Annotated in this window: 23 protein-coding genes; 15 read left to right on the forward strand and 8 right to left on the reverse strand. The window is 52.9% G+C overall.

The window, feature by feature from the left end:
* Window positions 1–116: 116 nt before the first annotated feature.
* Entirely contained in the window at window positions 117–1,052 is a 936-nt protein-coding gene (locus tag ACQ0MK_RS19165) for a DMT family transporter (RefSeq protein WP_430473968.1), read from the forward strand.
* Between the two features lie 112 nt (window positions 1,053–1,164).
* Here ACQ0MK_RS19165 and ACQ0MK_RS19170 read toward each other — a convergent pair whose 3' ends face one another.
* Window positions 1,165–2,835 (reverse strand): methyl-accepting chemotaxis protein, encoded by a 1,671-nt coding sequence (locus ACQ0MK_RS19170; RefSeq protein WP_430473969.1) that lies wholly within the window; start codon window positions 2,833–2,835, stop codon window positions 1,165–1,167.
* A gap of 382 nt (window positions 2,836–3,217) precedes the next feature.
* On the opposite strand from ACQ0MK_RS19170, the gene ACQ0MK_RS19175 reads away from it, so the two are divergent.
* The 7 genes from ACQ0MK_RS19175 (at window position 3,218) to ACQ0MK_RS19205 (ending at window position 11,479) form a co-directional block, all read left to right on the forward strand.
* Window positions 3,218–5,077, forward strand: coding sequence for a DEAD/DEAH box helicase (locus ACQ0MK_RS19175; protein WP_430473970.1), 1,860 nt, complete (start codon window positions 3,218–3,220; stop codon window positions 5,075–5,077).
* Window positions 5,078–5,361: 284 nt separating this feature from the next.
* Complete coding sequence (locus ACQ0MK_RS19180; RefSeq protein WP_430473971.1) at window positions 5,362–6,162, forward strand: substrate-binding periplasmic protein; 801 nt, start codon at window positions 5,362–5,364, stop codon at window positions 6,160–6,162.
* 460 nt (window positions 6,163–6,622) lie between these two features.
* The gene (locus tag ACQ0MK_RS19185) at window positions 6,623–7,087 is read left to right on the forward strand and encodes a PaaI family thioesterase (protein WP_430473972.1); all 465 of its coding nucleotides are present in this window, start codon (window positions 6,623–6,625) and stop codon (window positions 7,085–7,087) included.
* A gap of 72 nt (window positions 7,088–7,159) precedes the next feature.
* Entirely contained in the window at window positions 7,160–8,332 is a 1,173-nt protein-coding gene (locus ACQ0MK_RS19190; protein WP_430473973.1) for an isovaleryl-CoA dehydrogenase, read from the forward strand.
* 24 nt (window positions 8,333–8,356) lie between these two features.
* On the forward strand, window positions 8,357–9,544 hold the full coding sequence (locus ACQ0MK_RS19195) for an acetyl-CoA C-acyltransferase (RefSeq protein WP_430473974.1): 1,188 nt from the start codon (window positions 8,357–8,359) through the stop codon (window positions 9,542–9,544).
* A 107-nt stretch (window positions 9,545–9,651) separates the two neighbouring features.
* Window positions 9,652–10,269: a carbonic anhydrase gene (locus ACQ0MK_RS19200; RefSeq protein WP_430473975.1), complete on the forward strand. Its 618-nt coding sequence runs from the start codon at window positions 9,652–9,654 to the stop codon at window positions 10,267–10,269.
* A 76-nt stretch (window positions 10,270–10,345) separates the two neighbouring features.
* A complete protein-coding gene (locus tag ACQ0MK_RS19205; RefSeq protein WP_430473976.1) occupies window positions 10,346–11,479 on the forward strand; it encodes an acyl-CoA dehydrogenase in 1,134 nt (377 codons plus the stop codon).
* On the opposite strand, the gene ACQ0MK_RS19210 is transcribed toward ACQ0MK_RS19205, so the two are convergent.
* From ACQ0MK_RS19210 to pspF, 4 genes are all read right to left on the reverse strand, one after another.
* Window positions 11,476–12,030, reverse strand: a complete 555-nt coding sequence (locus tag ACQ0MK_RS19210; RefSeq protein ID WP_430473977.1) for an RES family NAD+ phosphorylase — start codon at window positions 12,028–12,030, stop codon at window positions 11,476–11,478. The two genes, ACQ0MK_RS19205 and ACQ0MK_RS19210, sit on opposite strands and share 4 nt — an antisense overlap.
* Window positions 12,027–12,347: an XRE family transcriptional regulator gene (locus ACQ0MK_RS19215; RefSeq protein ID WP_430473978.1), complete on the reverse strand. Its 321-nt coding sequence runs from the start codon at window positions 12,345–12,347 to the stop codon at window positions 12,027–12,029. The genes ACQ0MK_RS19210 and ACQ0MK_RS19215 overlap by 4 nt, the downstream gene beginning before the upstream one ends.
* Window positions 12,348–12,499: 152 nt before the next feature.
* Window positions 12,500–12,982 carry a hypothetical protein gene (locus ACQ0MK_RS19220; protein ID WP_430473979.1) on the reverse strand — a complete coding sequence of 161 codons (483 nt, stop codon included), beginning with the start codon at window positions 12,980–12,982 and terminating at the stop codon, window positions 12,500–12,502.
* Window positions 12,983–12,993: 11 nt separating this feature from the next.
* Window positions 12,994–13,998, reverse strand: a complete 1,005-nt coding sequence (gene pspF, locus ACQ0MK_RS19225) for a phage shock protein operon transcriptional activator (protein ID WP_430473980.1) — start codon at window positions 13,996–13,998, stop codon at window positions 12,994–12,996.
* Window positions 13,999–14,166: 168 nt separating this feature from the next.
* On the opposite strand from pspF, the gene pspA reads away from it, so the two are divergent.
* From pspA to ACQ0MK_RS19260, 7 genes are all read left to right on the forward strand, one after another.
* On the forward strand, window positions 14,167–14,844 hold the full coding sequence (gene pspA / locus ACQ0MK_RS19230; protein WP_430473981.1) for a phage shock protein PspA: 678 nt from the start codon (window positions 14,167–14,169) through the stop codon (window positions 14,842–14,844).
* 56 nt (window positions 14,845–14,900) lie between these two features.
* A complete protein-coding gene (gene pspB, locus ACQ0MK_RS19235) occupies window positions 14,901–15,149 on the forward strand; it encodes an envelope stress response membrane protein PspB (RefSeq protein WP_350041374.1) in 249 nt (82 codons plus the stop codon).
* Window positions 15,146–15,748: a hypothetical protein gene (locus ACQ0MK_RS19240; protein WP_430473982.1), complete on the forward strand. Its 603-nt coding sequence runs from the start codon at window positions 15,146–15,148 to the stop codon at window positions 15,746–15,748. Before pspB ends, ACQ0MK_RS19240 begins: the two co-directional genes overlap by 4 nt.
* A 265-nt stretch (window positions 15,749–16,013) precedes the next feature.
* Window positions 16,014–17,390: an ATP-binding protein gene (locus tag ACQ0MK_RS19245; RefSeq protein ID WP_430473983.1), complete on the forward strand. Its 1,377-nt coding sequence runs from the start codon at window positions 16,014–16,016 to the stop codon at window positions 17,388–17,390.
* 129 nt (window positions 17,391–17,519) lie between these two features.
* Window positions 17,520–18,059, forward strand: a complete 540-nt coding sequence (locus ACQ0MK_RS19250) for an EndoU domain-containing protein (protein WP_430473984.1) — start codon at window positions 17,520–17,522, stop codon at window positions 18,057–18,059.
* Window positions 18,060–18,097: 38 nt separating this feature from the next.
* Window positions 18,098–18,415 carry a hypothetical protein gene (locus ACQ0MK_RS19255; protein ID WP_430473985.1) on the forward strand — a complete coding sequence of 106 codons (318 nt, stop codon included), beginning with the start codon at window positions 18,098–18,100 and terminating at the stop codon, window positions 18,413–18,415.
* Window positions 18,416–18,481: 66 nt separating this feature from the next.
* Window positions 18,482–19,627: a serine hydrolase domain-containing protein gene (locus ACQ0MK_RS19260; protein ID WP_430473986.1), complete on the forward strand. Its 1,146-nt coding sequence runs from the start codon at window positions 18,482–18,484 to the stop codon at window positions 19,625–19,627.
* Between the two features lie 15 nt (window positions 19,628–19,642).
* Here the strand turns inward: ACQ0MK_RS19260 and ACQ0MK_RS19265 are convergent, their stop codons facing one another.
* Genes ACQ0MK_RS19265 through ACQ0MK_RS19275 form a run of 3 tightly spaced genes read right to left on the reverse strand, consistent with a single transcriptional unit; the run spans window position 19,643 to window position 23,567 of the window.
* The gene (locus tag ACQ0MK_RS19265; protein WP_430473987.1) at window positions 19,643–20,476 is read right to left on the reverse strand and encodes a hypothetical protein; all 834 of its coding nucleotides are present in this window, start codon (window positions 20,474–20,476) and stop codon (window positions 19,643–19,645) included.
* A 31-nt stretch (window positions 20,477–20,507) separates the two neighbouring features.
* Entirely contained in the window at window positions 20,508–22,007 is a 1,500-nt protein-coding gene (locus ACQ0MK_RS19270) for a hypothetical protein (protein WP_430473988.1), read from the reverse strand.
* Between the two features lie 3 nt (window positions 22,008–22,010).
* Entirely contained in the window at window positions 22,011–23,567 is a 1,557-nt protein-coding gene (locus ACQ0MK_RS19275) for an OmpA family protein (RefSeq protein ID WP_430473989.1), read from the reverse strand.
* Between the last annotated feature and the right edge of the window lie 203 nt (window positions 23,568–23,770).

Here is a 23,770-nt window from a genome sequence, read left to right on the forward strand (position 1 = left end):
TTTGATCGCGAATAGTTACAGGCAATGCCGTCCATTTGGCATTGTCTGTTTTGATGTGATGTCTTCTCTTATATGTCTTCTCCTATCTGGCCAGTTTAACGAGCAGTGCCCTTAAAATGAAAACGATTGCCTATTTTGCCTTTGTCTTGCTCGGTGTCATTTGGGGAAGCAACTTCATCTTCATGAAATGGGCGGCGGATTATATTACGCCGCAACAGGTCGCCTTTTTGCGCGTGGTTTTTGGCTTTGTGCCCTTGCTTATTTTTGCTGTGATACGTGGCGAAATTCGCATCCGCGATATGCGTTATATCCATCATTTTGTGGTGATGGCATTTTTGGCGACCGCAATTTACTATTTTGCCTTTGCCAAGGGGGCTGCTCTTTTACTGTCGAGTGTTGCCGGAATGCTCAGTGGGGCGATTCCGCTTTTCACCTTTGTAACTGCCCTGCTGTTTCTGCGCGAAGAACGACCGACACCCAAATCGCTCATCGGGGTGGCTTTGGGCTTTGCCGGGGTTGTGCTGATTGCCCGCCCTTGGCAGCTTGATGGTGCGCAGATGGCGGATGGCGGGGTCAGTCTGGTCGGGACGGCTTACATGGTTGGTGGCGCATTAAGTGTCGGCTGTTCATTTGTCTATGCGCGCAAATTCATAACGCCGCTTAAACTTTCTGCGGTGTCTCTGTCGACCTATCAGATCGGTATCGCGACGGCGATCTTTGCCATTGCCACGGATTATACAAATATCGATGCGGTGTTTTCCGATCCGAAAACCGCCTTGGGCCTTGTGGTCGGACTTGGCATTCTCGGTACAGGCCTAGCTTATATCCTGTATTATTTCATTGTTGCGAATCTGGGGGCTATGGCTGCGTCCGGGGTGACCTATCTGCCACCGCTGGTGGCAATGGCTGTGGGGATCATTTTGGTCGGGGAACCGTTGGCATCGCTTGATGTTGTCGCCATGATGGCAATTCTGATCGGGGTTTTTCTGCAACAAACAGGCAAGCGAATTATTCCGGTCACAAAAGAAATATCTGAAAACAAGGCGGCCTGATTCTGTTGCGATGGCAAGTTATCTGATGTTGGGGTTGCAGTGAGTTTACTACAAAGACAGCCCGGACATTAAAATGTCCGGGCTGTCTTTTTCTGCGTGGTTTGAAAGCTTTTTAGCTTTCCGACTGTTTGATCAGATCGCCAGAGAATCGTGCAATGATCTGGGTCAGTTCGTTCGAACGGCTTGAAAGCTCTTCGGATGCCGATTTCAGTTCGGCGGCATCTTTGGTCGTCCCTTGCGCGTTCTTCATGGTTTCATCGATGCTATAGGAAATCTGCTTCACGCCATCCGCACTGCGGTTTGCGTTGCCTGAAATTTCCTGTGTCGCGGCACCCTGTTCCTCAATCGCGGCGGCAATTGCGGTCGAAGCCCCCCGAACCTGTTCGATGGTTTCCGAAACCCGCGAAATCCCGGTAACAGCCCGTTCAGTACCATCAACGATGTCGTTGATCTGGGCTGCGATCTCGTCGGTTGCCTTTGCTGTCTGTGTCGCAAGGTTTTTGACCTCGTTTGCGACAACGGCAAAGCCCTTACCGGCTTCGCCCGCACGCGCAGCTTCGATGGTCGCGTTCAGGGCCAAAAGGTTGGTCTGACCGGCAATATCATTGATCAAGCCAATGATTTCTTTGATCTTTTCAACCGTGTTGGACAGACCGGCAACGTCGTTTGACGCACTCTGGCTTTCATCGGTTGCGCGTTCAACCGTGTTCGACATCTGGGAAATCTGCATGTTGATTTCCGTGATCGAAGATGAAAGTTCCTCGGTCGCGGCAGCAACCGCATCGACATTCTGCGAAACTTCCCCCGCAGCAGACGCAACCTGTTGGCTTTGCCCTAAAATACCGTCGGCATTATGCGCCATGCTGTTGGCAAGGTCGCCACTGCGTTGAACCGAACGATCCACCGCACCGGCAATGCCACCAACTTCGGTTTTAAGTTTTTCGGCAATGGACCGGATATTCGCACGGCGTTCCTGTTCGCTTTTCTGTTTTTGGCTGGCTGCATCAGATTCAAGCTGCTGGGCCTGTGCGGACTTGTCGCGCAGCGCCTGAACACCCGCGCTCATGTCGCCGATCTCGATGAAACGCGATTGCGTTTCGACCGGAGCCTTGTAATCGCCATCTGCAATGGTGCGAATGCTGCTGTTCAGGCCCACGATGCTTTGTGTGATCCGGGTGCCGACGATCCATGACAAAATACCGGCAATCGCGATGGCAATGATCGAAATGATCGCGATGTTTTGCATCACACTGACAAATTCGGATTGAACGTCATCCATATAGACGCCCGCACCAAGCGCCCAGTTCCATTCCTTGATCGGGCGCACATAAGCGGCCTTTTCAATCAGCCTGTCGCCTTCACCGGGTTTCTTGGTTTCATAGGTAATAATCCCGCCACCGGACTTGGCCGTATCGACGATCATGTTTCGAACTTTGCTATCCGGATTACATTTGCCAACATCTCCAGGGCTTAACGGGTCAAGCACCATGCAATGGCTGTAATCGGTGGCATAAATGTAGTTTTCGCCGTCAAAGCGATACGCATTCAGAATGCCAAGAGCGGCTGCTTTGGCGTCAGCCTCGCTCATCTCGCCGGATTTAGTTTTGGCAATATAGGTGTCAACGATGGTGACAGCACCCTCGGTCAGATGCGAAATCTGCTCATACTTTCCATTTCGCAGGCTGGTTTGATAATTGAGTGCGACGGTAAAAATGATCGCAAGCAGCGTAAGTAGGCAAATCGCCGGGATCGAAAAAATCCCTGTCACAACACGAAACCGCATGTCCATCCCCTTGCTAAGCGTCTATCGTATCTGGATTATTGATCTATAATTATGCACGGGAAAGTTAATATCCGGAGATATAATTTAGCAACAAATGCGTTTTTGCATGGCTGCCCGGCGCGGTCTTTGATTGACATTGTTCAGGAGGCCCTGTATCACCCGGCTCATTCCTTCGCTTGCAAAGACAGAATCAGCTGTCAGGAACTGTATCAAAGGCGAGGAGGGTGGTTGCAGCGTGATGACGTTGTGACCTCACATCATTTGCCTCTCTTGCAGGGTCCGACGCAGTGGCTTCTTTGCCGCGTTACCGGTCATGACTGCGTTTGAGCAGGCACAACAGGCGTTAACATGTCGCCGACCGGATAACGAAGGACTTTCCTTTATGACGAATTTTGAAGGGCTCAACCTCATCGAGCCCCTGCTGCGCAATGTTGAAGCTTCTGGTTTCTCGGCGCCGACTGAAATCCAGGCCGCCACGATTCCAGCACTTCTCGAAGGGCGTGACCTTATGGGTATCTCCCATACGGGTGGCGGTAAAACCGCTGCATTCTGCCTGCCATTGCTGCAGCGTCTTGCTGAAAATCCGCAGCGTCCAAAACCGGGTCAGCCGCGCGCAGTCATTCTTGCGCCGACCCGCGAACTGGCAACCCAGATCGGCCAGTGCCTGCGTGATTTCAAAAAAGGCATCCGCCTTTTCTCATCTGTTGTTTTTGGTGGTTCCCCGATGGGCCCGCAGATTCAGGAACTGCGCCGTGGCGTTGATATCCTGGTTGCGACCCCGGGTCGTCTGCTTGACCATATGTCGCGTAATACGATTCGTTTCGACGATGTCGAAGTCTTCATCCTTGATGAAGCCGACCGTATGCTTGACATGGGCTTCTCCGAAGACGTTCTGACCGTTGCTGACCAATTGCCGCACAAACATCAGACCGTGATGTTCTCGGCAACCATGCCAGCAGAAGTCAAACATCTGACCGACCGCCTTCTGCGTGATCCGGTTAAAGTTGAAACCGCACCGCAGGCAAGTGTGACCGAGCGTGTGACCCAGGTTGGTATGTTCGTGAAACGTCACGACAAAACCAAGCTTCTGGTTCAGATTCTCAAACGTGATGATACCGAACGCGTTCTGGTCTTCACCAAAACCAAAGCAGATGCTGACGAACTGTCGTTCCAGCTGCGCGATGAAGGCATTGATAGCGATGCGATCCATGGTGATAAGCAGCAGCGCATTCGTCAGAAAATCCTGCGGAACTTCCGTAATGGTCAGTTCCCGGTTCTGATCGCAACCGATGTTGCGGCCCGTGGTATTGACGTTCCGGGTATTACCCACGTTGTGAACTACGATCTGCCGCAAGACGCGGACAGCTATGTTCACCGTATCGGTCGTACCGGTCGTGGTTCTGCCGAAGGCACGGCGATTGCGTTCTGTGAACCGCGCGACATTCGCCTGCTTCGCAACATTGAACGCCTGATCAAACAGGACATTGCAATCGACGAAAACCATGAATTCCATGCAACCCCTCCGGCACGTTCAAGTGGCGGCGGCGGCGGTGGTCGTGATGGCGGTCGTGGCCGTGGTGGCTTCGGCGGTGGTCGTGGCTTCGGCGGCGGCGGTGGCGGTCGTGACGGTGGTCGCGGTGGCTTTGGCGGCGGTCGCGATGGCGGTCGTGGTCGTGGCGGCTTTGGCGGCGGTCGTGATGGTGCCCGTGACGGCGCTCGCGGTGGCTTTGCTGGCGGTCGTGATGCCGGTCGTGGCGAAGGCGAACGCGCAGCACGTGGTTTCGGCGGCCGTGATGGTGGTCGTGACGGTGCGCCTCGCGAAGGTGCCCGTGATGGTGCACGTCGTGATTTTGGCGATCGTCCGCGTCGTGATGGCGGTGATTTCCGCGCTGATCGCAAACCACGTTTCGACAATGATGACCGCGCTCCGCGTGGGGATCGTGAAGATCGCAATGGCGGTCGCGGTGGTAACTTCCGCCCGCGTGGCGAAGGTGGCCAGCGTGATGGCGCACAGCGTGATGCCGGTGCTGGTCGTGATGGTGGTGCTGGTCGTTTTGCTGACAAGCCACGTGGCGAACGTGCAGGTGCTGGTGGTCGTGGCGGTAACTTCCGCGGCCGTGATGGCGCTGGTTCCGGTCGTGATGGCGGCCGCGATGGCGCACGTCGTGACTTTGGTGACCGTCCAAACCGTTCTTCCGAAGGACGTGGCGGTGCCCAGGGCATGAAACGTCGCTCTGCATAATCGCTTTTGCGATATGGTCTGACGGGTTTCGCACCTGATAGACTGTCAAAGATTTTCAAAGGATCGGCTGGAAACAGCCGGTCCTTTTTTTATTCGGGGTTTGAAGTACTTAAGCCCGGAGTCAAAAAATCGGTTGTTCCTATCCTTTGGGGTGAATTTCCCCTACGATGACCCCATATAAAGGTGTAGTGTTTTTTGTGCGATATCGACCAGAGGCTATAGACGGAAAGCGAGTATTCCGAATGAAGTCAAGGATCGTATCCCTCGGGATGACCTTGGGGATCATGGCCAGTTCCGCGCTTGGCGCGAATATGGCGTCCGCCGCTGAGGGCGTAGAAGATTTTGTCATGACAGCCGATGGCCGTCGCGATTGCACGCATCTTGTTGCCTCGGGCAATCCCGACTATCCGCCGTATTTATGGATTTCAAAAGATGGCCACACCCTTGAAGGGGCGGCGACACAATTCATCAAACGTGTTGGCGAACTTTCAGGTATCAAGATCGAGGTGGTTCATTCAGGTAGTTGGGGTCGCGTGCAACAGCATATGCGCGACGGCACGATTGATCTGATTGCCGGTGCCTTTCTGACCATGCCGCGTCTCGACTATATGGATTATTTCTATCCGGCGTTTCAGGGCACGCGCACAGTGATCTGGACCCGCGACAATCTTGATCTTGGCTACAAACAATGGTCAGATTTGGTCGGGGTTGAAGGCCTGACCGTGATCAATAACAGCTTCGGGCAAAACTTTGATACCTATGCCCGTGACAACCTGACCATCCGCGAAGTGCCCAGCCTTGAACAGGGGCTTAAAATGCTGGCCCTTAATCGCGGTGAATACCTGATCTACGAAGAATTCCCCGGCAAGGCCTATGCCGCGCGCGAACATATCAAAAATATCCGCAGCTACCCTATCCCGGTCAGCACGGAAAATCTGTATCTGACCATGTCGCACCAATCAGCCTGCAATACCGGTGAGCTGCGCGGGCGTATTTCAAAGGCAGTGTTTGAACTGGTTTCTGACGGCGTGATGAGCGAATTGCTTGAAGCCAGCATCCGTGAATGGGGCGAAATCACCAATTAGGGGGCAGAGCCAGCAACGCGTGGGTAGAAACCACCAACGGGCAGACTGATCCCTTAAATCAGGTGCTGACCGATCAACCAGCGAACTGAGGCGGGTTCTCTCAGGCAGATCCAACCGGCCTGCGGACTAAGACGGGCAACGCATGGGCCGATCCAAGCAGCCCGCGGACTGAGGCGCGCGACTCTCAGACGGATCCAATCAATCGGCGGGCTGAACCCATGAAAATAGTCACATGGTGTGCATCCTTGCGATGGTCAAGACCGCTGCTACGCCGCCAATTTCACCCTGTTTCGAAAGTCTGTGCGCATGTTCTGACCTGGGGTGCTTCGGCGGTGCATATAAAGTGGTAGAGCTATGCTGATTTAATTTGACGTTAACGTTAACGTTAACTACAAGGGAGTCGCGTCATATCCCGGTATGTCCCGCAACGGGCATGCCGCTTTAATGTCAGGACCGCGACATGGCTCAATTTGAACCCGAAAACCCCGATTTTGATGCCGAAGTGCGACGTCGCTTTGCGCAGCAGCCCTATAATCTGTCAATCGGGGCCAGCATTGCCGATGTCAAACCGGGCCGGGTCGAAGTCATCATACCAACCCGTTCTGATCTGGTTCAGCATAATGGCTATTTCCATGGCGGGCTGATCGCGGGTCTTGCTGATATCGCCGGTGGATTTGCCGGCTGGAGTCTGGTCGCCCATGATCAGGGAATGCTGACCGTTGAATATAAACTCAACATCGTCGCACCCGGACAAGGGGATCAATTGCGCGGTGTCGGCGAGGTCGTTTCACGCGGACGTTCGATCATTGTGACCCGCATCGATGTCATTAGTATGAGAAATGAAATTCCGGTTTTATGCGCAACAGCACTTCAGACGCTCAAGGTGATGAAGCTGCCGCCGGAATTATTAGATCAAATTGTTTAATAATCCGCATTATTCATTTTTATTGAACAATTAAAACGCCCCGAAACACGCAAATCAGGCAGGAAAAACACCATGGCATTTTTCGAATTTCCCGGATTGAAATTTGATCTTGGCGAGACCGCAAACGCGATCCGCGAAACCGTTTCTTCCTTTGCCGAGGCGGAAATTGCCCCACGTGCTGCCGAGATCGATGAAAAGAATGAATTCCCCAACGATCTCTGGCGCAAATTCGGCGATCTTGGCCTTCTGGGCATGACCGTTTCCGAAGAAGATGGCGGGACCGGCCTTGGCTATCTTGAGCATGTCATCGCCATGGAAGAAATCAGCCGCGCTTCGGCCTCGGTCGCGCTGTCCTATGGTGCGCATTCCAATCTCTGCGTCAATCAGCTCAAACGTAACGGCAGCGCCGAACAAAAGGCAAAATACCTGCCCAAACTGATCAGCGGCGAGCATATCGGCGCCCTTGCCATGAGCGAGCCGGGGGCAGGATCAGACGTCGTTTCGATGAAGCTTCGTGCTGAGAAAAAAGGTGATCGTTACATCCTTAATGGCAATAAAATGTGGATCACCAACGGCCCGGATGCCGACACGCTGGTGGTCTATGCCAAAACCGATCTAAATGCCGGGGCCAAGGGCATTACGGCCTTTATCATTGAAAAGACGTTCAAGGGTTTCTCGACCGCGCAGAAGCTTGATAAGCTTGGCATGCGCGGATCAAACACCTGTGAATTGGTGTTCCAGGATTGCGAAGTTCCCGAAGAAAACATCCTTGGTCAGCTTAATGGCGGTGTCCGCGTTTTGATGAGCGGCCTTGACTATGAACGTGCGGTTCTGGCCGCTGGCCCAACCGGCATCATGCGCGCCTGTATGGATGTGGTTGTGCCCTATATTCATGAACGAAAACAGTTTGGTAAGGCGATTGGCGAGTTCCAGCTTATGCAGGGCAAGATCGCTGACATGTACACCACCATGAATGCCAGCCGTGCTTATGTTTATGAGGTTGCAAAGGCTTGTGATCGCGGCGAAACATCGCGAAAAGATGCTGCTGGTGTGATCTTGTATGCCGCGGAAAAAGCGACTTGGATGGCGCTTGAAGCGATTCAGACGCTGGGCGGAAATGGCTATATCAATGAATATCCAACCGGTCGTTTGCTGCGCGATGCCAAGCTTTATGAAATTGGTGCGGGGACCAGTGAAATCCGCCGCATGCTGATTGGCCGCGAACTGTTTGGCGAAACGGCTTAAGCCCCAAAATACAGGATAAATATCATGAGCACTTCCGATCCAATCGTTATCGTTTCCTGTGCGCGTACCGCTATGGGTGGGCTGCAGGGTGATTTCGCCCCTGTTACGGCTGCTGAACTTGGCGGTGTTGCGATTAAAGCTGCGCTAGAGCGCAGCGGTGTTTCTGCTGATGACATTGATGAAGTCATCATGGGCAACGTTTTGCCTGCAGGACAAGGCCAGGCACCTGCGCGTCAGGCGGCTTGGAATGCCGGTATCCCGCGTTCTGCCGGGGCAACCACGATTAATAAAATGTGCGGTTCTGGCATGAAGGCCGTCATGTTTGCCCATGATATTCTGGCTGCTGGGTCGGCCGATGTTATGGTGGTTGGTGGCATGGAAAGCATGACCAATGCACCGTTCCTTTTGCCCAAAATGCGGGGTGGCCACAAATATGGCCATGATGTTGTTTATGATCATATGGCGCTTGATGGCTTGGAAGATGCTTATGAAAAAGGTCGTTCCATGGGCACCTTTGCCGAGGCAACGGCAGAAAAATACGGCTTTACCCGCAAAGAGCAGGATGACTATGCGATTACGTCCCTAACCCGTGCGCAGAACGCCGCCACGGCAGGGCATTTTGCCGATGAAATCACCCCGGTTACCTATGCGACGCGCAAGGGCGAGGTGACGATCAATGCCGATGAGCAACCGCCAAAAGCCAAACCGGAAAAAATCCCGACCCTGCGTCCGGCCTTTGCCAAGGACGGCACGGTCACGGCTGCCCATTCTGCATCCATTTCCGACGGGGCGGCGGCCCTGGTGATGATGCGTGCATCCGAGGCAAAAAAACGTGGTCTTAAACCATTGGCTAAAATCGTTGGTCAGGCAACCCATGCGCAGGAACCGTGCTGGTTTACCACGGCCCCGATTGATGCCAGCAAAAAGGTTCTGGCCAAGGCTGGCTGGTCGGTTGGTGATGTTGACCTTTGGGAAATTAACGAAGCCTTTGCGGTTGTTGCTATGGCCGCGATCCGTGATCTTGAGCTTGACCACGGCAAGGTCAATGTCCATGGCGGTGCCTGTGCGCTGGGCCATCCGATTGGAGCAACTGGTGCGCGTTTGCTTGTGACTTTGATCCATGCGCTTAAAACCCATGGCGGGACCAAAGGCGTGGCGTCACTTTGCATTGGTGGCGGCGAAGCAACCGCTGTTGCGGTTGAGCTTGTGTGAACCTGTTTAAATCAGTTCCAAAAAGCCTGTAATCAGGGCTACCAACTTGTGCAAATTCGCCCTATTTTGTCGCCAGAGTGATTGACCAGAATAGGGGAATTCGCACGATGTCTAAACCAACCGTTGACCGGATGCTTGCCGGGTTCAAAAGTTTCAAGGCGATGTATTACGAACAGCGCCCGGAGCGTGTCGAAGATCTGGTCAATATGGGCCAGAAACCCGAGGTGCTTTTGATTGCCTGTTCGGATTCCCGTGTTGATCCGGCCATCCTGACCAATGCTGAACCGGGCGAGATGTTTGTTGTCCGTAACGTCGCCAATCTTGTCCCTCCCTATGAGCCTGATGAAAATTATCACGGTACATCGGCGGCGATTGAATTTGCGGTGCGTGATCTTAAGGTCAAGGATATCGTGATTTTGGGGCACTCGGCCTGTGGCGGCATTTCCGCACTGGTCGAACATGGCGAAGCCGGAAAGGTGCCGGATCGTGACTTTATTGGTGAATGGGTCAGCATGGCGAAATGCTGTTTGCACCATGGCCCGGATGTTGACGAGGTTTCACGCCAGTCGGTCGCCAATTCGCTGGGCAATCTGATGACGTTCCCGTTCATCAGCGAACGGATCGAAGCTGGGGACCTCAACCTACATGGGTGGTGGTACGGCATGAAAGAAGGCATTCTTTGGCAATATGACAGTGCCAAAGATGAGTTTGTTGAAGGGCTGTAAGCCCGGCTGAATGCTTGTTCTCTGATCGCATGGCTGGTACTGCGCCCGACTGGGAAAATGGAAGGGTAGTACCGTCATGCGGTTGGAAGAACATCAGATTATGGTGCGCGATACCGCGCGTGAGTTCGCCGAAAATGAACTCAAACCCAATGCCGCCAAATGGGACATTCACCATACCTTCCCGGCCGAAGCCATTGCCGGTCTGGGCGAACTTGGCTTTCTGGGCATGCTGGTTCCAGATGAATATGGCGGGGCGGGCATGGATCATGTGGCTTATGCCCTTGCACTCGAAGAAATTGCGGCCGGTGACGGGGCGACATCGACCATCATGTCGGTGCATAATTCGGTCGGTTGCATGCCGATCCTTAAATTTGGCACAGAAGACCAGAAACAAAAATTCCTTGTCCCCATGGCGCAGGGCGAAAAGATCGGTGCGTTCTGCCTGACCGAACCACAGGCCGGATCAGATGCCAGTGCGCTACGCACCCGTGCGGTGCGCGATGGTGATCACTGGATCCTGAACGGGTCCAAGCAATTCATCACATCGGGCAGCGAGGGCGATATTGCCATCGTCTTTGCCGTCACCGACCCGGATGCGGGCAAGCGCGGGATATCGGCCTTTATCGTGCCAACCGACACACCGGGCTATGTCGTGTCACGGGTTGAGGAAAAGCTTGGTCAAAACGCATCTGATACCTGCCAGATCACCTTTGTTGAATGCCGGGTGCCAGATGAAAATATGCTTGGCGATGAAGGGCAGGGTTATAAAATCGCGCTGGCCAATCTTGAAGGCGGGCGGATTGGCATTGCCGCCCAATCGGTCGGCATGGCCCGTGCAGCGTTTGAAGCGGCCAAGGATTACGCCAATGAGCGTGAAACGTTCGGGAAAAAGATCATAGAACATCAGGCGGTGGCGTTTCGCCTTGCCGATATGGCAACCAAGATAGATGCCGCCCGGCTTTTGGTCCATCGCGCGGCAGAACTCCGCGATGACCATAAACCGTGTCTGACCGAGGCCTGCATGGCCAAGATGTTCGCATCTGAAATCGCCGAAGAAGTCTGCTCCGCCGCCATTCAGATCCATGGCGGGTACGGTTATCTCAAAGACTTCCCGGTGGAGCGCATTTACCGCGATGTTCGGGTCTGTCAGATTTACGAAGGCACATCGGACATTCAACGGATGGTGATTGCGCGGGCTCTAGCGGATTAGCGCCAGCTATCCTGATTCTTTGGCAGGTGATCATCAGGATCATAGGGTGCAATTCGGGTTGGTTCATGATCCGACCATTGCCACAGAACAAGGTTGATATTGTCCACCGCGGCGTCGGGGGCGAAGCTTTGTACCAGAATGCCGGGGATGCCCGATGTGATCAGGTCACGGGCAAGAGACCAGCTTTTGGGGACGGTTCCGCGCGCAATATCCAGTCGCCACGGATAGGTCAGATCATCGAGGCCGATGCCGAGTTGCCGCCGGGTTTGTACTGATGTCAGATCAAGAATGGCATCATATTCGACATCATAGCTACACAGGGTCAGCGGGCGGATTTTGGCGGCCATCCCCTGATTGGCCTCGATTACGGCCGTGGGGATATCAAGGGATGTATAGAGTGCCGGGGTTTGCGCAGGATTGAAGCGCCCGCCATAGCGTGCCGCCCCGGTTCCCGAAAGCGGATCGAACGCCCATTTCGGATTGTGAAACCGGTAAACGGTTTGGGCGAACGGACGGCAGAGCGACAGGGCCGGTGCCTGCGTTTGCGTCACGCATAGCCCCCGATGGCAATTTCATCAAGATAGTGCCGAACGGCATCCCCCATCCCGTCTTTGACAAGCTGTTCGGCGGTCATGCCACCAAATCCCGGCAGGGATTCGGAGCGATACCATGCCCATGCCTTGACCGGGGTTCCTGCCCACGGCAGGACGCGGTTAAGGATTTCGACAACCTCGCGCAGGCGCGACTGGGTTTTCGGGCTGTTTTGCCGGATGGTTTTCGACAGCGCATCGCGTGACAGGCCAAGAGCCGGGGCGATGTCGAGTTTGCTCATTTTCAAAATGGCGACCAGTTGATCAGGCCGGACCATATCGTCATTTCCGAACACGTTCTCTAAAAAAGTGGTCGGATGACCGGAGGGGGGCGCATGTGGTTTGGTGATCGAGACCATAATGTTGCCTCGCAAAATATAGAAATTACGGTCATTATATGGGGCAAAGTGCGAAAGTTCAAGAATTCCCGTTATGGCAGTGTAAAGAGTGTCTGGTTGGTTGTCGGTGGTGGCGGGAAGCGATCAAGATAGCGTTCAGCACGCGGCAAGGCATTGTGAAGGAATTGCCCTGCCGCGCGCAGCCAGAGACCTTCGATCTTGCGGGAATCGGGCTCTGATATCAGGGTATGGCGCGGAAGCTCCTGAATATCGGCATCCCAGCCCGGCCAGCGTTGTCGGGCACGGCGAAAGCAATGGTCGATAAATTTCTGACGGTTGCTATAGCCGTGATAATCGAAAACCCAATCTCCGCCTGAGACAACGATGTGATTACCGGGAAGGCCATTTTTGGGATGGAACCAGATCGGGGTGAGGTTTCCAATTGCATCAAAGCGTTCGATGAACGCGTGGGCAAGGATATGACAGGCGCCACAGGCAAAGAATACGCGGTCAGGCAGGTTCCAGCGCATTACCGGGTCGCTCTTGCGATAGTTAGGGGTGCGGGGCTGATACATGCTTATGGTCCCTATCGCCCCGGTAGCAGGTCGTGTTTTTCCAAAAGTCGTCTGAATTGATGGTAATTCAGATCAAGCGCCTTGGCGGCTTCGGTCTGGTTGTTGGCGTTTTGACGCAGGGCGGTTTCAAGCAGTTTGATTTCAAATTCCGCAACCTGTGATTTGAAATCTGTTGTGCCGGTCGGGGCAGGTTCTTCGGGGCTGCCTGCTGTGATTGGTGGCGCATCACGTTCGGTTTCGGTCCAAATGCCTTCGAACGGGTCGAGGACGATATGGGCAAGCGGGGCTTCATCGTCTTCAGCCAGATAAAGGCTGCGTTCGACGGCATTGCGTAATTCGCGGACATTGCCGGGCCAGGAATGGCCAAGAAGTTGGCGCGCCGCTGTTGGGGTGAATCCGGCAAAGACCTGCCGCGACAGGCGTTTGGTCATTTCCAGCGCGAACTGTTCGGCAAGCGGTAAGATATCATCAGACCTTTGGCGCAGTGGCGGCACAGCGATCACGTCAAAGGCAAGCCGGTCGAGCAGGTCGGCGCGGAATTTCCCTGTTTTGGCCAGTTCGCGGAGGTTTTCATTTGTTACACCAATGACGCGGGCATCAACCTCGATCACCTCGGACCCGCCGACACGTTCAATCTCGCCATATTCGACAACGCGCAGAAGTTTTTCCTGCACCACCGGGCTGGCGGTGGCGATTTCATCGAGAATGATGGTGCCGCCATGCGCGCGTTCAAACCGGCCGATATGGCGTTTGGAGGCGCCGGTAAAAGCGCCTGCTTCATGACCGAACAGTTCGGTATCGAGCAAGGTTTCCGACAAGGCTGCGCAATTGACCTTCACCAGTGGCCCGCCCCAGCGGCGTGAGAGGTAATGCAGGCGTGATGAAATCAACTCCTTACCCGACCCGCGTTCGCCGATCACCAGACACGGGCGTTCAATCGGTGCCAGGCGTGAAACATGCTCAAGAGCGGCCAGAAAAACGGGGTCTTCGCCCAAAATAGGTTGCAAGTTGTCCATATCGCGAAAAACGATATCGAAAATCGCGAATACTGTCGCGATAAAAGTTAATCCTTAAAGAGTCAACTTTTCAAGCCATTGATTTTATTGGTTTTCAAAACTGGCACGGGATTTGAAATAGAGAGAACAGAATTTGTGCGTCCCCCGATTAATTAAGGAGATCAGACAATGGGCGTGTTTTCGCGTTTGTCAGATATCGTAAATGCCAACATCAACGTGCTTTTGGATCGTGCCGAAGATCCGGAGAAAATGGTCCGTTTGATGATCCAGGAAATGGAAGACACTCTGGTTGAAGTGCGTTCCGCCGCCGTCAAAGCGATTGCCGATAAAAAGGAAGTCGAACGGAAGCTTAAAAAGCTGCATGACGGTCAGGTCGAATGGGACACCAAGGCAGAGTTTGCTGTGTCCAAGGGCCGTGATGATCTTGCCAAAGGTGCGCTGATGGCGCGTCGTCGTCTGGCCGATCAAAGTGTTGTGCTTGAGCGCGAGCTTGAAGTCATTGAAGAAACACTTGGCAAGTTTGATGAAGACCTGAATAAGCTTCAGAACAAGCTGAATGAAGCCAAGGGCAAGCAACGTGCAGTCGAAATCCGCATGCAGACGGCTGAAAAGCGTGTCAAAATGCGTGAGAAGATTCATTCCGGTCAGATTGACGATGCGTTGCTGCGCTATGAAACCATGGAACGTCGCATTGACGAACTTGAAGCCAGTGCGGATTCCTGGGACCTTGGCCGCGGGCAGACCCTTGAAGATCAGTTCGAAGACCTTGAGGCAGAACTTGGGATCGAAGATGATCTTAAGGAGCTTAAAGCCCGCGTGAAGAAAGACGTGAAGAAAGATAAGTAATCAACCGGTTTGTGTGTTTTGGCGCGTGAGCCTGCAGAGGGAAGAAGTTGTCAGCCATGTGGGCGATTGCCATACCGCTTATTGTGTTCGTTGCCGTTGTCGGTCCGGTCTGGGTGGTGTTTTATTACATCACCGTCTGGAAACGGATGAAGGCAGAAGAACGCGCACAAAACCCCGCGCAGGCTGCCCGCGAACAAGAAGCGGTGGCCGGTTTGAAAAAACGGGCCGCGCGACTTGAATCCCGTGTTGAAACACTTGAACGCCTGTTAGATGCCGAGGTTGCCGAATGGAGGAACAGGATATGACTGCTCAGCAAGCAGCTGCCGGAGACGGTTTTGGCCGCAGTCACAAGAAACGCGCCCGTGGCGGATGCGGATTTTCAAAACGCGACCGTGACGGACAGAAATGTGATGGCGTGATCAGGCGCACCACGCAGGGAATCTCAGAAGCATTTGGTATCCCGCGCAAAGGTGTTCTGGTTGCCTTCATTCTGATCCTGATCTTCAGCTTCCCGGTCGGGGTTATGTTGTTCGGGTTGGCATGGGCCTATGTCCATCATCCGCACTGGTTTGATGGGCTGCGCGGTAAAATCCGTGGTGGTTCGGCCAGACGGTCAGCACCAAGCAGTGCATCTGGCAGCAAAGCCAAATCCGATGCGAGTGATGAACGCCCGACGGTGGGGGTTGATTACGAAGAATCCTGGATGGAAGACCTGCGCGATCAGTTCGACGATCTTGAACGCCGGACCGGTTCGATGGAGGGGTTTGTTGCCTCTGGCGATTATGGCGTCGCATCTGAATTGGCCAAGATGAAACAAGATGATGTTTCAAATGCCAAGAACGCCAAAGGCGCCAAAAACGATCCCGATCAGACCGGCAACAACCCGGATGGTCCAAAGGCGTAACAGCCCGGTTTTAAAGATGTTTCAAAGATTGACGGCGGTTTTTGCTTTCCCCAATCCCCCCTCGCGTTAGCAACGTAAAGCCGCCGTCATGTTCATTCCCGACGAAAAGCCGGATCGCATTCGTGGTCCGGTTTTTCTTTTATTTGCAGTTCATTGCAGAAAAATTCTCAAATAGCGTTTATCAGTATACCTAATTTAAAGGTTTTCTCGGCAAAGTCGGGAGAAATGCCCATCTATATGGGCGGGGCGTTTGGGGAAGAAATCTATGGCTGCCATGATCGAACATCCGGGTGAACGGGATTTCCTGCATCGATTGATGCTTGATAATCCGTGGTGGGACGGGATCACGGATGATGTGGTGCAAGGATTGCCGCAACGCGCGTTTTTCAAGCGTTTCTGGGCCGCACTTGAAAAGCATGACGGGCAGAAGGCGGTTGTTCTGACCGGGCCGCGCGGGGTTGGCAAAACCGTGATGATGCGTCAGGCCGTGGCAGGGCTTTTGAACGCCGATACCCCGCGCCGCCATGTTTGCTATATCTCGCTTGAACATCCGCTGTTTCTGGAAATTGATCTGCCGCGATTGCCAAAATTGCTGCGCTCCATGCGCGGGATTTCGGCCGACCATCCGCTATGGCTGTTTATCGACGAAGTATCCTATCAGCGCGACTGGGAAGATCACTTGGCAAGGTTGCTGGTGGCCGATCCGATGTTGCGTGTGGTGGCGGTCAGTGCGTTGGCACCTAGTGCGGACAGTGCGGGCCATATCCAAAGCCTGTTTTTACCGCCGTTCAGCTTTGCCGAATATCTTGAGCAAAAAGGCATTGCACCCACGGATGTCTTGCCGGAAACCCCTAATGTCGGGCGCTATACCGCCGAGGTGCCAGATGGCTTGATCGAGTTGAATGATCTGTTTGAAGATTACATCAATGAGGGTGGTTTTCATGACAGTAACGGCGAAGCCGGGGCCATTCACCGATCACTTCATTCTGACTTGCCGGGATTACATGGCATTTCCAGCCCATCGGACCTGCATCGGTTGTTTGCACTTTTGGCCTATAATACCGGGTCGGAATTTTCGATCGAGACATTGGCGCGTGAGCTTGATATCGCCAAAAATACCCTGCGTCGGTATCTGGAATATCTTGAAAGTGCCTGGCTGGTCCGTCGGCTTGAACGGGTGGATCAGGATGCCAAACCGTTTCAACGTGCGGTCGCCTTCAAGGTCCATTTGATCCATCCCGGTCTTCGCACCGGGCTGATTGGCGGGCGGGCATCGGACAGTGCAACCATCACCCGCTTGGCCGAAACCGCCATCCAGACACAGTTTCTGACATCAAGTGTCGGGATGGAAAGCCTGTATTACGCGCGGTGGGGGCATTATGAGGTGCCGTTTGTGTTCCTTGATCGCCGGTCGGGAACGCCCTTATTTGCCTATCACTGCCTGTGGCGCGATGAAGCCATTCGCAAGCCCAAAGAAATTCGCGCATTGGTCAATTTCCGCGGCAGTCATGCGCTGCCATTGGGGGCGTTTGTTCTGACCAAGGCGCAATGGCATGGCGGGAAAGTTGGCGGGGTGCCGACGCGGTTTGAACCGGCAAGTGTGCTGGCACTGCGGATCGGGCTTGAATTTTCGCAGCTTTGATTGCCTTCACATGAATTGCAACGCTGCGTCTGATCTTGGCAGTATGATCGCACCGCCCGGTGTGGTCAGGAACTGTATCGGACAAAGCATAGGAGGTCGTTTATGACGACACTTTCAAAGCTTTCTCAAATGTTTGCCGCTGCGGCACTGATGATGGGGGCAGTATTTTTGCTGTCGCTTAATCCGGCATCTGCACAGGTGGCATGTCCTGTTGGCGCCATCGTGAATGCTGGTTTGCCGACCATCAATGGTGACCACATTTTCTGTGGTGAAATTGATGGTAATGTCAAAGGGTTCCATTCCCGGCCAGGTGGGGTGAACCCTGCCAATGCGGGCATTGCGAATGTTGTAATCACTGCGGCCGCGAATGCCATGGGGGTTTACAACATCTCTTTTGACAAGAACGGCCAGCACAAGACGATTTCGACGATGTTCCCCGATAGCTGCTCGCGGCAAGAGGTGGTGAATTCCATCCTATATGCAGAAGCGAATCACGACGCTTGTCCTGCGGGAGCGCAACATTGGGCGACATGTGGTTGGAATCGACCCGATCCGGTCTTGGCGACACAAGGCCCATACTGCGAAGGCGACGATCCGGACAATCGTTTCCACGTTCAGTTCGGTCTTTTGGGTAACGGTACGATCAACACCGCATTCCCAGTTCGTTAACGACCAGACATGAGACTTTAAGAAAGGCAGGCGGTACTATGTTGAAACCTGATTGGCCAAGCAGGATAGCAGGCGACGAAGGTCATGAGCGTATCGCCGCCTGCCTTGTTTCCGACATTCAAAGCGTTCCTGAGGCGGCGAAGATGGTCTTGGAACATATTGATGATGTGAGCGCCGGGCGTGCCAGTCATCAAAAACTGGTAATGAATGCCTATGTTCTTACGATTCAGTCATCGGTTTGCGAGATTGCACCGCTTTATAAGGAGCAAGGCGAGAAGGTTGTGAATGTGCCAACAGCCGAATTTCGGGCTGCGCTTGTGGCGTGGATCAGTCAGATTAACCGTGCATCTGATTAACCAGACGGCAAACTCTTTGCCGGAATATCGTGTGCGTAAGGTGTGAAAACGGGGATAGCCTTGGTTTTGGGTATAAAGCGTCTTTTTGTATCGGCGGTGATATTGGGTGCGACAAGTTTCGCATTCATTGCTGTGCCTGCACCTGTGTCTGCGCAGCAAAGCACAGCACAGAAGAAGGCCCCGTCTGATCCGCTTGAAACCTTTTTGCATCAGTATGTCCAGCATGCCGGGTTGCCCGGGGGTGTGGTCGGGATTGGCTATGGTTCGGGGGATGTCCGGTTCGCTGCCAGTGGCTATGCCAGTGTAAGACCCGATACCGGCATGAGTGTTGATCGGCAGTTTTATATCGGCTCGCTGAGCAAAATGATGACCTCGGTTGTGACCTTGCAACTGGCATCGGAAAAGCGGATTGATCTTTCCGATCCGATTGGAAAATGGTTGCCCAAGGAATTTCAGGGCCGCATTGCCAATGCCGATAAGGCAACTATTCGCGATCTTTTGCGCAACAGTTCTGGCATTCCCGATTACCTTGATGGCGAGTTCTTTTTTCAACTGGTCGGGCGCGATCCGCAACATGGGTGGCGCAATGTTGAATTGCTGCCGCTGATTGCGGACCGGGATGCCTATTTCGAGCCGGGGACAAGTTATGCTGCCTCGAACAGTAATTTCATTTTGCTTGGCATCATGATCGAGGCGGTAGAAGGCGACCATATCGAAGCGGTATTTAACCGCCGGATTTTTGAACCTGCGGAAATGGCCGATACATCCTTTGGCCGCTATCCCCGCCCGGATCTTTTGGCGCGGGGATTTGATGATGCCAATGGCGATGGGCAGCTTGAAGATGTCACCGATTATGACGTTGGCGATCAGCTTGCCGATGGTGGCATCATTTCAACCGCGCAGGATATGGTGAAATTCGCCCGGGCCCTGTTTGTGAACGGTGTGTTACTGGGGCCAAACGCGATAAAGCGCGCAACGACCGATACCGCCTTTACTGGCGAAGGATCGTATGGCTACGGGCTTATGATCGGCACAAGCGATTGGGGCCCGGTCTGGGGCCATGACGGGATTTACTTTGGCTATTCCGCCGAATTTTCGTGGTTCCCCGATCAGAATGCCGTGGTGGTTTTTTTATCAAACGGGCGGGCATTGAATGAGGTGCCCAGTGTGACCAGCATGCTGATGACTGGTTTGTTTGGCACGCCGGAATAGGGCTGCAGGAAAACTTTACTGTCCGATGTCTCCCAATAGAGATGGCGATCCAAATTGACGGAGTTCGGCGTTTGATTGATCAAAATACAGAGACCAAAAGTTTTCCAGCGATTTGAGCGCAACCGACGAACGGTATTTGCCATCATTAAGGAATCCCCCTCCTATGACATAGACCTTTGTGCGGTCCATATCTTCGAAGGACACCTTCGTTTCGAGTTTTTCCAGTTCACGTGCCGCGTTTAGCTTTTCCAGTTTTCCCGCACCGTATAGTGACAAGAGATCTGAATTCTCCATCATATCGGAGATGATCAGCATGTATTTCTCGGGCGTGCCAGATTGGGAGATTACACTTTTTGTGACATTGGAAAGATTGGACAGGATTTCTGTTTTTGGAAGGTCAGTTGTCGCATTGGAAAAGGCATGTAAAAGAGCCTTTCCGGTAAAGGTTCTAACTTGGCTGTCCTGATTTTTTTGACAGGTATCGATTTGGCGCAATATCTTTTTTGAGATCGCGTAGCGGGTATCGTCGGGCAGGCGGGCATCAATAACGCCGCGCAGGATAATTTCAGTATAGTATCCCGCCGCATTTGCCGAAAATCCAATAACCTGAACTGAATCACCTGGCATGAGGAATTGGATGATCTTCTGATAGGATTCTTCCTGAAGCTTTGCATCCAGCGCCATGGTCTGATCAACAAGAACGTAAAGATCACGCGATAGAGCCGGGGGCGGAATATCCCCCAGCTTTACGGTGTCATAACAACTTCCTATTGTCGCAGGTGCGGCCTGCGCCGAGGTGTCAACGAAGCCCAGCAGAAACGCAAAAGCAGCAAAAGTGTGTTTGAACATTGTCGTTATTTCCTTGGATCACGGGGCTTGATCATGATTCCCCCATTTCCTTGCGGATACGCTCGCGCATTTCTTCTTCGGTTTCGGTCTTTTCTTCGCGGGCTTGTTTTTCGTTCAACAGTTCCTGACGGATACGTGCTTCCATTTCCTCACGGGTTTCGGGGCTTGGCTCAGAAACAGCCGGTGTGAGTTCTTCTTTGGCAGCCTGTACGGGCGATTGTTTACGTTTGTCCGCATTCTGGCGCGATATTTCAGCTTTGTTTTCGGATTGTTCGTGGTGATCGATGAATGTCCGATCAGCAGAACCCATCAAGACTTCGCGGTGTGTCTTATCCACACCGTTCGCTGCGGCATTTGCCGTAAGCCGTACTTGCAAATTAGATAGATGCTTCTGTGCAACGCGTGCAATCGCATCCCGCTTGCGCTCATACCAAGCTTCATATGAGGTTCGACTTGGGAAGTTGCGGATAATACCGCGTGCAGTAGCACTTTCCTTCCCGGCAAAGCCAGTTTTGTAACCGATACCAATACCCATAATCTGAATGAGAATGAACAGGGTCGCGAGAATTGCATAGGTCGTCAGGTTGGCGGCATCGCGCGCGCCTTCTTGTTCATTTTCAGCCTGTTGATCAGCGTCTGCCTGAGGTTGGGTAAGCGCGCTGGGAAGCCCGTCAGATTGAAGATCACCAAGTGAGAAAATAGAGTTGCTTGATGGGGTATCCGAACCGATTGTTTCAGCCGTCTTTTCCTGCTGATACGTTTCATACCGCACATAAGTTGCACCTACCGCAACGCCAATGATTGCGATTGTCGCAATGATCGTCCAGATCGGAGCACCCGGGGTTACATGGGCGTTGGTATCAACACGGTGAAGGATCTGCATATAGGCAGGGTCGTTGTCATCAACCTGATCATTTTCAAGCGTGACCTTGTTTGTGCGGCCCAAAAGGTTCGCCCGGTCTTCGTCCGTATCATGCATCCACCAAGTACGGACTTTTTTGATCAAGCCGCGCTTGTGAAGTTCCTGACCAGACTGATGCGTGAGGAAAACCAATACACAAGAAATCAGGAAGGCAATGAAGAAGGACCCTTGAACCTGCAACTGTTCACTGGCACCTGGAAGCGTGTATCCTGCAAGAACATAGGCAAAACCGAGTGCCTCGACGAAAACCATAGCAATCAGAAGAATGCGCATAAAGACGCCAAGTTCATTCCGTCCGAGTTCTTGAACTTTGCCAAGATAGCTTTTGGAACGATCATACATTTCCGGATCGGCGGCAATACGGCGTATGTCACCGGCAAAGTCGTCACAAAGAGTTCGTTCTGATGCAAACCAGCCATCTTTACGCACTGACATGTCTTTTGCCAGTCGACGCGTTTTGCCAATAATCGGCAAACTATACATCATGCTTTTGAAAAACAGTTTTACCTCGTCCCACCATGTGATGACGAGAATAACGAATATTGCCGTAAGTACGGCAGCCCCGATAATGGCGCGATAGGCCAGCAAGAATGCGTAAAGTTCATCCATGGATTACTGTTCCGTACTTTTAGCAAGTTTCAGGTTCATCCCGTTGGCAAAAACCTGACTGTTCTTGTCGTAGTAAATTCGGGATTCTGCGGTTTTGTTTTTGGCGCTTCCCTTGGGGAAGAAGACATCGACGCATCTTACAGGCCAGACATTTTCATCAAGAAATACCCGATAAATCACACCGTTCTGGCCGGCATAGGATCGCGCAGACCCTGTGGTGTGAAGTGCAGGGGTTTCGTCGCCTTTTTGGTAGTTATCAAAGACAAAGAAATCGGGCTGTTTATCGACCAGACCGCTATCTTTAAGAACGGCAACATTGGTCAACCCAACAAGGTGACCATTCACATTGTCATGCCAGGATGTCGAATAAAGTCCTGATACATAGTCCGAAGTGCGCCGGAGTGGTTTGTCATCATCAAGTGACATAACTGCGCCAACAGGGCGATAGGTGTCATTGATGCAGGTTGTCCCTAACATGGGGTCATCATTGGATGCCTGCGCATCGGAAATAGGCCAAAGAGACGCGATTAGACTTTTGCCCTCTTCTTTCTTTTCGATTTGCTCAGCAAGGTTTTGGTCATACTCCGCAATGGATTGGCCGCCGAAATCGATAGAAGTTCCTGATTTTAGCGCTTTGGGCGGAGGAGCAATATCCTTTGTGGCAACCTCAACTTTATCTGATGGTTTGGGAGAGGTTTGAGCTTTCGGTGGTGCCGGAGGCGTTTCAGGTATTTCCTGAGATGCCGCAACGCGGGCAGGCAAAAGCGGATCGCTTTCTACGAAACTGTCATAGGCGATGATACCGTCTTCAGTTTCAAGTTCGACAACTTCAACGCGCCGGTTTGTGGCTCGGCCTTCTGGTGTTTGGTTGGTTGCTATTGGTCGGTCAGCACCGGCACCTTTGTAATAAAGGTCTGATACGGGGATGCCTGAACTCGAAAAGATTTTGGCAACCTCACGCGCGCGTTGTTCAGAAAGTTTGCGGTTGAAGGCATCCGGGCCGGTTGCATCTGTATGCCCGACAATGAGAACTTTGCGGTTTTTATCGGCATATGTTTTTGCCAGTTCCTGCAAGTCTTGCGCTGCAGATGGTGTTGGGTTTGAGTCGCCGGTTTCAAACATTGCAGTATTTGATGCCGTTACGGCGATACCCTGTTCACCCTCTTTTTGCGAGGTGTCATCCGGGTTAACCCAGCTTCCAGACGCCGGGGCTGTAATAGCCTGAACGTTAAGATCGGTTTCTTTCATGCGTTGCTGAACAGCCGCAAGTTCCTTGCATCTGCTTTGCAGATAAGATTGTAGACCTTTGCCTGCCAGGCCCCCGGCTGCGCCTCCGGCAACTGTGGCTAGGCCTCTATTGTCGCCACCAAGCAGAAGACCGAGCCCGATGCCAATCACCGCCCCGCCAATCACATAGGCGGCTTCGTTATATTCGCATTCGCCGTTCGCACCGGGTGTAGTGCTTAGAAAATTAGCGCTACTGCCATTGGTTACGCAACCACTTAGCAAACTGGTTGCGCATAAAGAAGCAACCAGTGCCTTTGCAGGCTTGAATTTCATGAAAACCCCAAATTCAATCAAAATGTGTATTAGTCCCCGCAAATACTATTAACGTTACTGGCGCTCAGTCAGCAAGCATTGTTTGAATGTTTATGAGAGTTATGTTTCGGTGTGCCGCAGTGCAAAAAGTGGCTTGCAGTGCGAAGCAAGTTTGGGTAATTTTCGTAAAAATTAAAGCGCAATATTGTACGAATATTATCAAA

Origin of the sequence: Thalassospira lucentensis, from assembly GCF_050516545.1 — a bacterium.
Taxonomy (GTDB): Bacteria; Pseudomonadota; Alphaproteobacteria; order Rhodospirillales; family Thalassospiraceae; genus Thalassospira; species Thalassospira lucentensis_C.